General features: G+C 68.6%; 16 protein-coding genes and 1 riboswitch. Of the genes, 6 read left to right on the top strand and 10 right to left on the bottom strand.

Translation table 11 applies throughout. The features are described from left to right. Nucleotides 1-55: 55 nt before the first annotated feature. On the bottom strand, nucleotides 56-988 hold the full coding sequence (locus tag EBN03_RS16355; RefSeq protein ID WP_122188901.1) for an oxygenase MpaB family protein: 933 nt from the start codon (nucleotides 986-988) through the stop codon (nucleotides 56-58). 240 nt (nucleotides 989-1228) lie between these two features. Here EBN03_RS16355 and EBN03_RS16360 point away from each other — a divergent pair, with 240 nt between their 5' ends. Further along, on the top strand, nucleotides 1229-1864 hold the full coding sequence (locus tag EBN03_RS16360) for a TetR/AcrR family transcriptional regulator (protein WP_233608418.1): 636 nt from the start codon (nucleotides 1229-1231) through the stop codon (nucleotides 1862-1864). 168 nt (nucleotides 1865-2032) lie between these two features. Here the strand turns inward: EBN03_RS16360 and EBN03_RS34190 are convergent, their stop codons facing one another. The 3 genes from EBN03_RS34190 to EBN03_RS16370 are packed head-to-tail and all read right to left on the bottom strand — an operon-like array spanning nucleotide 2033 to nucleotide 3498. Further along, nucleotides 2033-2203, bottom strand: a complete 171-nt coding sequence (locus EBN03_RS34190; RefSeq protein ID WP_158675647.1) for a hypothetical protein — start codon at nucleotides 2201-2203, stop codon at nucleotides 2033-2035. A 39-nt stretch (nucleotides 2204-2242) separates the two neighbouring features. After that, nucleotides 2243-2713, bottom strand: coding sequence for a ribonuclease domain-containing protein (locus tag EBN03_RS16365; RefSeq protein WP_122188903.1), 471 nt, complete (start codon nucleotides 2711-2713; stop codon nucleotides 2243-2245). Next, nucleotides 2710-3498 carry an exodeoxyribonuclease III gene (locus tag EBN03_RS16370; protein ID WP_122188904.1) on the bottom strand — a complete coding sequence of 263 codons (789 nt, stop codon included), beginning with the start codon at nucleotides 3496-3498 and terminating at the stop codon, nucleotides 2710-2712. Before EBN03_RS16370 ends, EBN03_RS16365 begins: the two co-directional genes overlap by 4 nt. Nucleotides 3499-3600: 102 nt before the next feature. Between EBN03_RS16370 and EBN03_RS16375 the strand changes: the two genes are divergently transcribed. After that, nucleotides 3601-4443 (top strand): alpha/beta fold hydrolase, encoded by an 843-nt coding sequence (locus tag EBN03_RS16375; protein ID WP_122189081.1) that lies wholly within the window; start codon nucleotides 3601-3603, stop codon nucleotides 4441-4443. Nucleotides 4444-4897: 454 nt separating this feature from the next. Next, entirely contained in the window at nucleotides 4898-5140 is a 243-nt protein-coding gene (locus EBN03_RS16380) for a hypothetical protein (RefSeq protein WP_147471609.1), read from the top strand. Between the two features lie 95 nt (nucleotides 5141-5235). Here EBN03_RS16380 and EBN03_RS16385 read toward each other — a convergent pair whose 3' ends face one another. Both EBN03_RS16385 and EBN03_RS16390 read right to left on the bottom strand, forming a co-directional pair. Beyond that, nucleotides 5236-6453, bottom strand: a complete 1218-nt coding sequence (locus EBN03_RS16385) for an NADP-dependent isocitrate dehydrogenase (protein WP_122188906.1) — start codon at nucleotides 6451-6453, stop codon at nucleotides 5236-5238. A 256-nt stretch (nucleotides 6454-6709) separates the two neighbouring features. Beyond that, nucleotides 6710-8236, bottom strand: coding sequence for an MFS transporter (locus tag EBN03_RS16390; RefSeq protein WP_122188907.1), 1527 nt, complete (start codon nucleotides 8234-8236; stop codon nucleotides 6710-6712). A gap of 181 nt (nucleotides 8237-8417) precedes the next feature. On the opposite strand from EBN03_RS16390, the gene EBN03_RS16395 reads away from it, so the two are divergent. Together EBN03_RS16395 and metX are read left to right on the top strand one after the other, a co-directional pair. Beyond that, entirely contained in the window at nucleotides 8418-9152 is a 735-nt protein-coding gene (locus EBN03_RS16395; RefSeq protein WP_122188908.1) for a TetR/AcrR family transcriptional regulator, read from the top strand. Nucleotides 9153-9189: 37 nt separating this feature from the next. Continuing rightward, a riboswitch (SAM riboswitch) is annotated at nucleotides 9190-9301 on the top strand. A gap of 167 nt (nucleotides 9302-9468) precedes the next feature. Then, the gene (gene metX / locus EBN03_RS16400) at nucleotides 9469-10629 is read left to right on the top strand and encodes a homoserine O-acetyltransferase MetX (RefSeq protein ID WP_199742805.1); all 1161 of its coding nucleotides are present in this window, start codon (nucleotides 9469-9471) and stop codon (nucleotides 10627-10629) included. Nucleotides 10630-10644: 15 nt separating this feature from the next. Here metX and EBN03_RS16405 read toward each other — a convergent pair whose 3' ends face one another. Next, complete coding sequence (locus EBN03_RS16405; RefSeq protein ID WP_122188909.1) at nucleotides 10645-10890, bottom strand: DUF3017 domain-containing protein; 246 nt, start codon at nucleotides 10888-10890, stop codon at nucleotides 10645-10647. A 121-nt stretch (nucleotides 10891-11011) separates the two neighbouring features. On the opposite strand from EBN03_RS16405, the gene EBN03_RS16410 reads away from it, so the two are divergent. Then, nucleotides 11012-11476 carry a tRNA (cytidine(34)-2'-O)-methyltransferase gene (locus tag EBN03_RS16410; protein WP_122188910.1) on the top strand — a complete coding sequence of 155 codons (465 nt, stop codon included), beginning with the start codon at nucleotides 11012-11014 and terminating at the stop codon, nucleotides 11474-11476. 16 nt (nucleotides 11477-11492) lie between these two features. On the opposite strand, the gene EBN03_RS16415 is transcribed toward EBN03_RS16410, so the two are convergent. The 3 genes from EBN03_RS16415 to EBN03_RS16425 form a co-directional block, all read right to left on the bottom strand. Next, nucleotides 11493-11723 (bottom strand): DUF167 domain-containing protein, encoded by a 231-nt coding sequence (locus EBN03_RS16415; protein ID WP_122189083.1) that lies wholly within the window; start codon nucleotides 11721-11723, stop codon nucleotides 11493-11495. Between the two features lie 201 nt (nucleotides 11724-11924). Beyond that, nucleotides 11925-12623, bottom strand: a complete 699-nt coding sequence (locus EBN03_RS16420) for a hypothetical protein (RefSeq protein ID WP_122188911.1) — start codon at nucleotides 12621-12623, stop codon at nucleotides 11925-11927. Then, nucleotides 12620-12901 (bottom strand): hypothetical protein, encoded by a 282-nt coding sequence (locus EBN03_RS16425; protein WP_122188912.1) that lies wholly within the window; start codon nucleotides 12899-12901, stop codon nucleotides 12620-12622. Before EBN03_RS16425 ends, EBN03_RS16420 begins: the two co-directional genes overlap by 4 nt. Nucleotides 12902-13090: the final 189 nt, after the last annotated feature.

Genomic DNA, 13090 nt, shown 5'->3' on the forward strand with positions numbered 1-13090 from the left:
TTTACGCGATTAGTACGCACGTCGCATTTCGGGGAGTTGCGGGGTCGAAACCGGCTCAACCGGCATGCCGCTCACGGTAATTCCGCGGGTCCACCCCGGGCATGCTCTCCTTGCCCGCGGCGACCAACCGCTTCTCCCCCACCGCCAGGCGCCGGTACAGCGCGCTGCTCGGCCCGGCCAGGAACGGCTGCAACGGTCGGGGCAGCAGCGGGGGCGTGACATGTGCCGCGCGGACCGCGGCGACCAGCGACCGGAACGCGAGCTCGTCGGTGATGTCCCATGGCATCCGGTACAGCTCGCGCACGCGGGGCGGCAGGCTGCCCTGGATGAGCAGGGCCATGCCGGAGGTGAGGCCGCGGGTCGGGAGCGGGAGGCGGTGGGCGACTCGCTGACCGGACAGGTATTCGCCGACCAGGCGGGCCTCGGCGGTGAGGTGCGGGAGGTCCGAGGCCAGGTAGACGTCGAATTCGGCACGGAAGGAACGGTGGTCGGCGGGGGCGGCGGCGCGGGGCATGCCGAAGAGTTCAGCCCAGCGGACGAAGTCCTGGTAGAGGTCGGCGCGTTCGGTCGCGGTGAGGCGGCCGACCAGCAGGTCGTGGGTGGCCTCGACGGAGTCGAAGGTGAAGGCCATGGTCATGAACATCAGGTTCGGGTCCAGCGCGGAGTATCGGGTGCCGGCCGGATAGGCGCGGCCCGCGTCCTCGGGCAGCGCTCCGGACACCGTCGCATGCTTGCGGCGGGTGAAGGCGAGGGCGCGGTCGGCCTCCTCGCGGGTGCCGAGGAACACCGCCTCGAACAGCCGGCCGGTGAGCGCCAACCGGGTGTACGGGGTGCTGCGGTGCTGCGAGTTCTCGGCGGTCCCGACGTACAGCAGCGGGTGGACCGCGCCGATCACCAGCGCACGGGTGCCGTAGGTGAGCCCGACCGCCCGCTTGCGCATCACCCGCCGCAGCATCGAATCGTCGGAGAAGTACCCGGTCTGCGGCATCGTCGCCTCCTGTCGAGCTGTCCGTCCGCGTGCGACGGCGTCCCCGCGCCGGATTGCTTCCCGCGCGCGATGCCCAGCCGCCGGCCCGCCGAGCCGGCAGGTCGCCGACCGCGAGCGAACGCGTCGCGGCGGGAACCTACCGGCGGAGCAGGCCCACTCGGGCATCTGGCAACAGCATCCTCCAGATCGGCGATTCTGGCAATACTCACATCCAGAATTCCGTCGTGCCAGAATCGGTACGTGACCGGGCAGCGGACCTACGGCGGGGTGTCAGCCGACGAACGACGGGCGCAGCGACGAGCGGCCCTGCTGTCCGCCGCACTGGAGATAATCGGCACCCAGGGGCTGGAGAAACTGACCGTCGCCGGGCTGTGTGCCGAAGCGGGGTTGAACGAGCGCTACTACTACGAGCAGTTCGACAGCCGCGACGCCGTCCTCACCGCGCTGTTCGACGAGATCGCCACCGAACTGGCGGCCGCGGTCACCCGCGACGTCTCGCAGACCCGCGGCGACACCCGGGCCACCGCGCGCGCCGCGATCGCGGCCGGCATCGGCGTCCTCACCGACGATCCGCGCAAGGCTCGGGTGGCCCTGATCATCAGTGCCGCAACCCCGCAACTGCGCGCCCGCACCGCTGCCACGAACACCGCCTTCGCCGCACTGGTCGCCACCCAGGGCGTCGACTTCTTCGGACTCGGTGCCGCCGAAGCGAATCCGGCGATCAGCTTCCGGGCCACCTACCTGGTCGGCGGCCTGGTGCAGGCCTTGACGAGCTGGCTGCACGGCGACCTGCCGATGACCCGCGACGAACTCGTCGAGCACATCACCGACGTATTCGTGCTGCTGGGCGAGGATCTGGTCCACCCGCGCGATTGACCGCAAGCCACCCGCAGCACGTCACCTCGAACTCGCTCCTGCCGGAACGAATCTCGAATCCGAGCCACTGCCGGGCGGCCACGCGCATCTTCGGGCCCGCCGAACTCGACACTGCCGCAAGGGACTGTCGCGCAATGGCGACCCGCCCATCGTCGCGCACCGGAGCGCTCACAGTGTCGCGACCACGTCGAAGTCGACGCCCGCGGCGGCCCCCATGAACAGCCGCTGATGCGCGACCCCGCCACGGAATTCGACTGTGCCGTGCGGACTGTCGTAGGCGAAACCGTCGAGCGACGGTGGCGTCCTGGCCCAGCAACAGCATGAGCACGGCGTCCGCACCGGACCCGGCCACCTTGTCCACTTGAACTGCGCCGCAGGTCAACGCATTCGGGTGAATGTCTGGTAATGGTCCCCGGTGTAGTACGCGTCACCGATGTTGTCGGTGATGATCCGCTGAGCGTCCCGGGTCTGGCCCGGCCGCTTCGGATTGACGTCCCATTCCTGATAGCTGAGCGTTTTCCCGCTCGGATCCGTCCGCGGCAGCTGCCCGCTCCGGTTCATCCAGGGATCACCGCCGTGCGTACCGGGCGCGTTCGCCGACCCCGGCCAGCGGCCGGCATCGATCTCGGCCAACGTGACGTAGGCGCGATCCGGCACCCCCGGCGCGTGCGCGGTGACCGGCGGCGCGGAAGTGAACGCCGGCTTGGTCGCCGACACCGAACTGGCCGCCCGCGGAGCCGAACTCGACGAATGCTGTTCCCGCAGCAGCCCGGTCACCGCGAACCCGATCACCACCAGCAGGCCGATGACCCCGAATATCGCGCGGATCCGCTTGTCCGAGAGGTTCATCGGTACTGCACCGTCACCGGCGCGTGGTCGGACCAGCGCAGTGCGTAGGTCGACGCCTTCTCCACGACGGCCTGCTTCGCCCGCGCCGCGATCGCACCCCGGGCCAGGTGGTAGTCGATGCGCCAGCCGGTGTCGTTGTCGTAGGCGCGGCCGCGGTACGACCACCAGCTGTACGGGCCCTCGACGCCGGGATGCAGCTGCCGGACCACGTCGACGTAACCGGCCGCGAGCATGCGGTCGATCCACGCGCGTTCGCCGGGCAGGAAGCCCGCGTTCTTGATGTTGCCCTTCCAGTTCTTGATGTCGAGTTCGGTGTGCGCCACGTTCCAGTCGCCGCAGATCACGAAATCTCTTGTCTGCGCGGTCATGTGGGCGCCGACCTGATCGAGGAAGCGGTACTTCTCGTCCTGCATGGGCGTATCCGCCTCACCGGTGTGCACGTAGATGCTTGCCACCGTGACCTCGTCGAACTCGGCCTCGACGTAGCGACCCAGCCCGTCGAATTCGGCACTGCCGAAACCGATCCGGGTCGCCACCGGTTCCCGCCGGGACAGGATTCCCACGCCCGCACGGCCTTTCGCGGCCGGTTCGGCATGGGTCAGGTGCCAGCCCGCGGCGAGCACCGGGGCCAGGGCCGCCCGGGTCTGCTCGTCGGTCGCCCGGGTCTCCTGCAGGCAGATGATGTCGGCTTCGGTCGTCGCGAGCCACTCGAGCATCCCCTTGCCCGTCTTCCCGGTCGCCGCGCGGATGCCGTTCACGTTGATCGTGCTGATGATATTGGGCACGGCTCACCGTACAATGCGGATAACACCATTCCGCGCGGGCGCAGGCGTTCGCCGGTCCGGACCAGCACTGTTGCTGGATTGTTCTCGGAAGAGGTGATGACGATGACGTCATCCACCGGTCGGCACGAGCCGATCACCGCCCTGCACACGGGGGCGGGCGATCCGCTCCTGCTGCTGCATCCGTTCATGCTCTCCCCGCACTGTTGGCACCGCGTCGCGACCCGGCTGTCGGACCGGTGCGAGGTGTTCGCTCCCGCCTTGGCCGGACATTGGGGCGGTCCGCCGCTCAACGGCCGGCTGGTGGACACGAGCCGGCTGGCCGACGTCGTGGAGGGGCAACTCGACGAGCTGGGCTGGCGCACGTGCCATATCGCGGGCAACTCGCTGGGCGGCTGGGTCGCGTTCGAGCTGGCTCGCCGCGGTCGCGCCCGCACACTTACCGCCATCGCGCCGGCCGGCGGCTGGAACCAGACCTCGGTGATCCAGTACTGGCTGGGCGTGCAGTTCCTGGGCCTGGTGCCGATCACCGGGCTGGGCCGGTGGGTCCCGGAGGGCCTGCGATCGGGCAGTATCGCCCGGCGCGCGGCGGGACTGGCGATCGCCAAGCATTTCGACGCGGTCCCGCCCGAGGATCTGGTCGCCACGATCACCGCGGCGACCAACTGCGCTGCGCTGCTGCCGTTGCTGGCGGGCAGTATCCGCTATCCCGGTCTCGGTGATCTGCGCGAACTGGCCGTCCCGACCCGGCTGCTGATGTGCGAGTACGACCGCGTCATCCCCAATCGCCGGTATGCCCGGCACTTCCTGCGCAATCTGCCGGAGTCGGCGGACCGCATCCTGGTCAACGGTGTCGGGCATGTGCCGATGCTGGAGGCGCCGGACCGGATCGCCGCCCTGATCGCCGAGCACATGCAGGCCGGGCGTCCCCACCTGCGCGCGGTCTGAACCGGAACGGAAAAGGGGCCGGACATCGTTGTCCGACCCCTCCGGGTGCGGGCCGAGATGGCCCGCGGGCTCTGCGTTGGTTCCACCATCAAACTACCAGCTAATGATTCTGTACAGAATTGTTTCCCTGGGGATGCAAGGCGGTCACGCGACCATCACGTCGAGCGAATTCCACAGTGCCACAGGAGTTTACGACCAGAGCGGGCGTCGGCACCAGCCCCCGATCGGCATCCGAGGTGGCCGAATTCATACCGATCCGATGCGTCACGTCACTCACCCGATGGCGTCGACCCGAACTTCGGGCTACCGAACTTCGCGCTTTACTTCCGATCGGAACGACTGTAGGTTGTTGATAGCTACTCGTTAGCTATTCGTGATTCCCGATCGCATACCGATCACGGCCAGCCGCCGCACCGCCGGTGCCCGCGCCCGGCGGCAAACCAGAGGAGGAACCGTGAAACCCGACAACATCGCATCCATCCGACAGCCCGGCCGCGACACCGAACTCGCGCCGCTCGGCATCCCCGCCATCGTCGTCGGCATCGGCATGCTCGTGGCCTGCCTGGCCACCCTCCCCCGGCTCCACAGCTGGATCGAGAGCTACGGCTCGATGGTCAGCGTCGCCTTCGTCGTGCTCGTGGTCCTCGCCGCCGGCTTCTGCCGCTGGGGCTGGATCGTCGCCCGCAGCCCGAAATAAGACCGGAAACACTTCGGGCACCCGCCTACCACCGAACCGGTGGTTGCGGGTGCCCGTCGTCGTCCGCGGCCCGCGATTCGGGCCGCGCGGTGCACTCAGCGCAGTGCGCGCGCCAGGTTCACATCCAGCGCACCGAGGAACTCCTCGGTGGTCAGGTAGCCCTGGTCGCCGCCGACCAGCAGCGCGAGGTCCTTGGTCATCTGACCGCCCTCGACGGTCTTGATGACGACATCCTCGAGCGACTGGGCGAACCCGATGACCTCGGGGGTGTTGTCCAGCTTGCCGCGGTGCGCCAAGCCCCGGGTCCACGCGAAGATCGAGGCGATCGGGTTCGTGGAGGTCGGCTTGCCCTGCTGGTGCTGCCGGAAGTGCCGGGTCACGGTGCCGTGCGCGGCCTCCGCCTCACAGGTCTTCCCGTCCGGGGTCAGCAGCACCGAGGTCATCAGACCCAGCGAACCGAAGCCCTGCGCGACCGTGTCGGACTGCACGTCGCCGTCGTAGTTCTTGCAGGCCCAGACGTAGCCGCCCTCCCACTTCAGCGCGGAGGCGACCATGTCGTCGATCAGCCGGTGCTCGTAGGTCAGGCCGGCCGCGTCGTACTGATCCTTGAACTCGTTCTCGAACACTTCCTGGAAAGTGTCCTTGAACATGCCGTCGTAGGCCTTGAGGATGGTGTTCTTGGTCGACATGTAGACCGGGTAGTTCTGCTGCAGTCCGTAGTTCAGCGACGCCCGCGCGAAGTCCTCGATCGACTTCTTGAAGTTGTACATACCCATGACGACACCGCCGTCCGCGGGCATCTGCACGACCTCGTGCACGATCGGCTCACTGCCGTCGTCGGGGGTGAACTGAATGGTCACCGTGCCCGACTGGAAGACCTTGAAGTCGGTGGCGCGGTACTGGTCGCCGAAGGCGTGGCGGCCGATGATGATCGGCTTGGTCCAGCCCGGCACCAGGCGCGGCACGTTGGAGATGATGATCGGGGCCCGGAAAATCGTGCCACCGAGAATGTTTCGGATGGTGCCGTTCGGCGATCGCCACATCTTCTTGAGGCCGAACTCTTCGACGCGGGCCTCGTCCGGCGTGATGGTGGCGCACTTGACGCCGACGCCGTGCTCCTTGATGGCGTTCGCGGCATCGATGGTGACCTGGTCATCGGTCTTGTCCCGGTATTCGATGCCGAGGTCGTAGTACTCGAGGTTCACATCGAGATACGGGTGGATCAGCTTGTCCTTGATGAACTGCCAGATGATCCGGGTCATCTCGTCGCCGTCGAGCTCTACGACGGTGCCTTCAACCTTGATCTTGGACATGGATCTTCGTGTCCTCCTAGGAAGGGTGCTCCCATTGCGCGGCAGGGGAGCTTGTGAGCGGACCCCTAGCTGTTCAACAGACAACGTATACGCCCCGTGTTGTCCACGTGACATGTGGTGCCAAAGCATGACAAGCGTACTGCTACGACCGTTCTCACCGGAAGCGATCCCCCCTCGGCGAGGTCGCGCGCAGCCCCGGACCCGGCGAGAGCCGGAACCCTTTGCGGGGTCCCGGCTCTCGCGAATCAGGTTGCGGTCAGACGCCGATCGCGACGTGCTCGGCCCCCTCGAGCAGGTTGCTCGGCTTGTCCCGCACCATCAGCGCGACGATCAGCCCGGCCGCCAGGAAGAACCCGGCCCCGATCAGGAACGCGACGTCGTAGCTGTGGATCGAGGCCCGCTGCATCAGCTCGTGCGGGCTCATCCCGTCACCGGCGTGGTTAGTGACATACCGCTTGGCCACCTGCACCGAGATCGTGGTCAGCAGCGCGGTACCGATCGCGCCACCGACCTGCTGCGCGGCGTTCAACAGCGCACTGGCCACACCCGAGTCCTTCGCCTCGACCTGGTGCAGCGCGGTGGTCTGCATCGACACGAACAGCATGCCCATGCCCAGCGCGATGATGATCATCGCCGGCATCACGTGCGCCACATAGCTGTCACCGAGTTCCAGCTGACCCATGTAGAGCAGGCCGGCGATACCGAACAGCGAACCGGCGATCATCAGCGGCCGGGGACCGACCTTCGGCAGCAGCGAGCTGGCGACACCGGCGGAGACCATGATCCCGGCCGGGAACGGCAGGAACAGCAGACCGGTCTTCAGCGAGGTGTAGCCCAGGGTGACCTGCATGTAGTAGCTGAGGTTGATGAACATCGCGAACATCGCGATCGGCACCAGCAGCGCCACCAGATACGAGCCACCACGGTTGATCTCACCCGGGATGCGCAGCGGCAGCAGCGGGTGCGTGGACCGGTTCTCGATGACCACGAACAGCGCCAGCAGCACGGCACCACCGATCAGCAGGGCCAGGGTCGAGGGCGCGGTCCAGCCGTTGTCGGCGGCCCGGCTGAAGCCGTACACCACCGAGATCAGGCCCAGGGTCACCGTGACGGCACCCGGGATGTCGTAACCACCGGTGCGCGGCGCGGGCACGTCCTTGATCACGAAGAGGAAGGCACCGACCATCGCCAGCAGGGCGATCGGGGTGTTGACCAGCAGGGTCCAGCGCCAGTTGGCGTACTCGGTGAGCGCGCCACCGATGATGAGGCCGATCGCCGCGCCACCGGCCGAGACGCCGGCGAAGACACCGAACGCGCGGGCACGTTCCTTGGGCTCGGTGAAGGTCACCGAGATCAGCGACAGCGCGGCCGGGGCCAGGACCGCCGCGAACGCGCCCTGCAGGGCACGACCGGCGAACAGCTCGGTTCCGGACTGGGCCAGACCGGCCAGCGCGGAGGCACCGGCGAAGCCGACCAGGCCGATCAGGAACATCTTGCGCCGGCCGAGGTAGTCGGCGAGGCGGCCGCCGAGCAGCAGCAGACCACCGAAGATCAGTGTGTAGGCGGTGAGCACCCACTGTTTGTTGCCGTCACTGATGTGCAGGTCGCGCTGGGCGAACGGCAGCGAGATCGTGACGATGGTGGCGTCGAGCACCACCATGAGCTGGGCCAGGGCGAGGACGCCCAGTGCCCACCAGCGCGCGGAACCGGACTTGCCGGTCGTCGACTCGGCGGTGCCGGAATCGACTGGGAGATCGAGATCAGCGGTCTCGGTGATGGTCATGGGAGGCACTTTCCGAAGAGGAATTGCTGGGAATGGGAGTCGCTCCGGCGTCCGTGACGGAGTTCGATCAGCACTGTTGTCATCCTGGCACTGCCCGACAATTGGCGTCAAGAGAAATTTGTCGCAGTGAGACATTTGACAACTTCGGACACTACGCTCTCAGTCGGGCTACCATAGGGATGTGTTCGATTCCACGTGTCGCTCCGCAGCACCCGGCCTGCGTGAGCGCAAGAAGCTGCAGACCCGGCGCCGGATCGTCGAGGTCGGACTCGCCATGTGCGACGAGAACGGGTTCGAGGCCACCACCGTCGAGCAGATCGCCGAGGCGGCCGACGTGTCCACCCGGACCGTCAACCGCTACTTCGAGCTGAAGGAAGACATCGTCCTCGGGCCGATCGAAGACTTCACCGCGGCGATCGCCGCCGAACTGCGCAAGGTTCCGCCCACCGAGCAGCAGCTCGACGCCCTGCGCATCGCGTACATGAACGTGGTGCTGCACGCCGACGAGCCCGGCAGCCAGGTGCCGTTCACCTGGTTCCAGCGCATGCAGCGGATCGTGCAGGCCGCGCCGAGCGTGAAGCGCCGCAGCCTCGACTACACCGACACCAAGAGTCGGGCGCTGTGCGCCGTGGTCGGCGAGCGGATGAGCCTGCCGGCCGATGCCGTACAGGTGCGGCTGCTGGTGTCGATGTGGAACTCGATCGTGCACACCGGCATGAACTGCGAAGCCTTCGTCTGCGGACAGAAGCCGGTGACGCCGGAATCCTCGGTCGCCGAGGTCCAGATCGCCTTCGACGAGTTCTTCCGGCTCGCCGCGATCCCCCGGGCCGACACCGGCTCGGGCGAACTCACCACCGCGATCCCCGCCGACCTCGGCACCATCCCCGTGCATCCGGATCCCGTTCCGGCCCCCTGATATCCGGCGGTGCCCGAATCGGTTACCATGCGATCCAGGTCATGAGCGCCAGCGCCAAGCCCCGGCTCGCTGGACGGCAACCCTCCTTGTAGCGGCGGGGTGCTCCGGGTGATGACCGGGCTCTCGACGGCCGAGAGCAAGCGCGACAGTTCTTGGAGGTCCCCGGCATGCGTGATCGCTGTCCCCATTTCAGGTGCCGGAACAGGCATGACGCTAATATCGGACAGGTGTTGCCCACTCTCGTTCACCCGGCGTCCCGTACGCATTCACGACGCGCGGCGTCGCAGTGCCCGGCCGGCGTGACGGCGGCGGCACTTTGATCGTGAGTACCGACGCGAGCGTGACGCAGCGCACGGCGGCCCTGTTGCCGCCCTCGGACGGCCGGCTGGGCACCATCGAAATCGGCGACATCCGGTTGGAGAGCGGGGTCGTGATCCCCGATGTCGTTCTCGCCGTTCAACGTTGGGGTGAGCTGAACCCCACAGCCGACAACGTCGTACTGGTCGAGCACGCCCTCACCGGCGACTCCCACGTCATCGGCAGCGCCGAGGACGAGAACGTCGCCTCCGGCTGGTGGGAGGGTGTCGTCGGCCCCGGCGCGCCCGTAGACACCCGCGAGTGGTGTGTCATCGCCACCAATGTGCTGGGCGGCTGCAAGGGCAGCACCGGGCCGACCTCGACCGCGCCCGACGGGCTGCCGTGGGGCGCGCGCTTCCCCACGGTGACCGTGCGTGATCAGGTGAACGCCGAGGTCGCGCTGTTCGATCTGCTCGGTATCGAGCGGATCGCGGCGGTCGTCGGCGGCTCGATGGGCGGCATGCGGGTGCTGGAGTGGATCGTCGGGCACCCCCAGCGGGTGGACGCCGCGTTGGTCCTGGCGGTCGGCGCCCGCGCCACCGCCGACCAGATCGGTACCCAGACCACGCAGATCGCGGCCATCCAGGCCGACCCCGACTGGCAGGACGGGCAGTACCTCGGGACCGGCCGGATCCCGACCACCGGTATGGGCATCGCGCGGCGCATCGCGCACCTGACCTACCGGACCGACTTCGAGCTCGATCACCGGTTCGCCAATCGGGCCCAGGGCGAGGAGAACCCCGACACCGGGGGCCGCTACGCGGTGCAGAGCTACCTGGAACACCAGGCCGACAAGCTGATCCGGCGCTTCGATCCCGCCACCTACGTACTGCTCACCGAGGCCATGAACCGGCACGACGTGGGCCGCGGCCGCGGCGGTATCGAGGCCGCGCTGCGCGCGACGCCGGTGCCGTGCATCGTCGGCGGCGTCGACTCCGACCGGCTCTACCCGCTGAACACCCAGCAGGAACTGGCCGATCTGCTGCCGGGCTGCAAGGGTCTGGAGGTCGTGCACTCCCGCGACGGGCACGACGGGTTCCTCACCGAGACCCAGGCCGTCGGCAACCTACTGACCGAGACCATGGACCTGGCCCGCCAGGCCCGTGCCGCCCGGGCCTGACCCGCCGCTACGAAGTCAGACCACCCCGAGGGAATTGATGGTGCCGGCCACCGAGATGATCGCCACGCCGAGCACGCAGTAGGCGCCGACGTCGAACCCGCGACTGCGCACGGCCAGCAGGCCGACGCGCTCGGCCGGCAGGCACAGCCGCAGCACGGACGCCCCGACGATCGCCGCGCCGATCACGTAGGCACCGCGCCGCCAGTGGTCCTGCCACACCAGCACCGCCGCCACCACCAGCACCGCGGCGACCAGCAGCATGGGCAGGTACTCCCGGCAGAACTGTCCGAAGCGGCCCGGTGCATGCGGTGCGGAGGTGGGAGTCGCGGAGGTGTCTGGCACGGCCCGATTCTCGCAGAAGGCCCCGTGCCATGCTTGAGCCGTGCTGCATCTCGTGTTCTTCGAGCCCCGGATCCCACCGAACACGGGTAATGCCATTCGGCTGGCCGCCGGCACGGGATGCCGGCTGCACCTGATCGAGCCGCTCGGATTCGACCTGTCCGAACCGAAACTGCGCCGGGCCGGACTCGACTACCACGACCTCGCCTCGGTCACCGTCCACCCGGACCTGACCGCCGCCTGGACCGCGATCGAGCCGGAGCGGGTGTTCGCGTTCACCGCACAGGGCAGCCGCTGGTTCACCGACGTCGAATACCGAGACGGCGACGCCCTGCTGTTCGGCCCGGAACCGACCGGGCTGCCCACGGACGTGCTGGCCGATCCGACGGTCACCGAGCAGATCCGCATCCCCATGCTGCCCGGGCGGCGGTCGATGAACCTGTCCAACGCGGCGGCGGTCGCGGTGTACGAGGCGTGGCGGCAGCTCGGCTTCCCCGGCGGCGAATAGCCGCGGTGGCCGCCGGTCAGTCGTCGATCTCGAATCGCTTGAAGCGGGATGTGGCACCGGCGGTCAACCGGACTGTGCTCTTGGGTACGCCGAAGTGCGCGGCGAGCAGTTCGCACGCGGCCTTGTTGGCCTTGCCCTCCACGGCGGGCGCCCGCACGTAGAGCTGCAGGGTGCCGTCCTCGAGGGTCTGCACCAGTGGCCCCTTGGCACTGTTCGGTTTGATCGTCGCGCGGACCACCCGTGCCACCGCCCGTTCCTCCCGATCCTCGATCCGCCGGTCCAGTGGATTCTGGCACGGCCGCACCGCACCGGGTCGCTGGCGGCGGTCTGCGCCGGCGCGGGTGTGCGCTGGTTGCTCTGGCAGCGCCGACGGGCGCGGGCGCAAGCCTGAACCGAGCACCGCGACCGTGGCGCGCGGCGGCCGGATCGCCGGACCCGGTCGACCGGTTCAGCACCTCCCGTCTGCGTCGCCGACGCATGTTGTCGCGGGCGGGCCGCTCGAATACATGCCGGCATCGGGAAGGTCGGGCATATCCTCTTGTCCCGCAATGTCTTTCGCGGTCGATCCCGTGGTGGCCGCCCGCACGCCCGCCGCGAGCGCGCCGGCGGCCGCGGGAAAGAGCCCGAGCCGGTCGAATTCCGCGGACAGCGCCGCGATGGCGAGGCCGGCGTCGCGCACCGCGACCCGGCTGCGTTCGTCGGCACGATCGACCGCCCGGACACCCTCGGCGATCACCTCGGCCCATTCCTCCGCGACGGCGGTCTGCGCCGCATCAGGTATCGGGGCAGCCGGCAGCACCGACCAGTCGTCGGCCACCAGACAGCCCGTGTCCTCGGCGTCGGCGACACAGTCGAGCAGCGCCTGGGCGGTGTAGTACAGAGCCGACAGCGTCCTGGTCCCGGCGTCGCACAGGGCTTCCACTTCGTCGCACAGCAAACGGGTGCCGCGGTGGGCCGCCTCGATGTAGGCCACCAACCGGTCGTAAGCCACGCCATGCCGATCCGGACCCGCCAGCTCGTGGCAGGCCGCCCGGACCTCGGCGCTCGTGCGATCCAGATCGGCGGTGTGGCGGCCGAATTGGACTCCGACCAGCTGAGCCGTGGCGAGCGCGCGCCAGGACTCCAGCACCGCCCGAGGCGGGGTCATGCGAGCACCCCGGTTGCGGCAGTGGCGAATACACCGTCGGCCGCGGCAGACTCGGCGATCGCGCGGTCCACCCGCAGGGCGAGCAGCTCGAAGCAACCGGCCAGCCGCTGCACCAACTCCGCGGTGCAACAGGCCGATTCGCACCACGCCGGAAGGGCCGCGCTCTGCGGGACCAGTTCCGAGATCCGGACCACCACATCGAGAGCGGCCACCGGTTCCAGCTCCCGCCCGGCGCGCCGCACCGTCGCCGCGAATCGCCGCAACGCGTCGAGCTCCACCGGATCCGCAGCGGCACCGGGACTCTCGACATCGCCCGCGCCCGATCTCTCGGTGCTCTCGGTCGGTCTCCCACCGGGCCGGTTTCCGATATCCGGACTCTCGGCGCCCCGACTCGCAGCATCCGAGCTCGCAGTGCTCCTGCGGCCGACAGCCGATTGCCCGGCGCAACTCTCCGCACCCGAGCTCGC

It is taken from the genome of Nocardia stercoris (genome assembly GCF_003696265.1).
Taxonomy (GTDB): Bacteria; Actinomycetota; Actinomycetes; order Mycobacteriales; family Mycobacteriaceae; genus Nocardia; species Nocardia stercoris.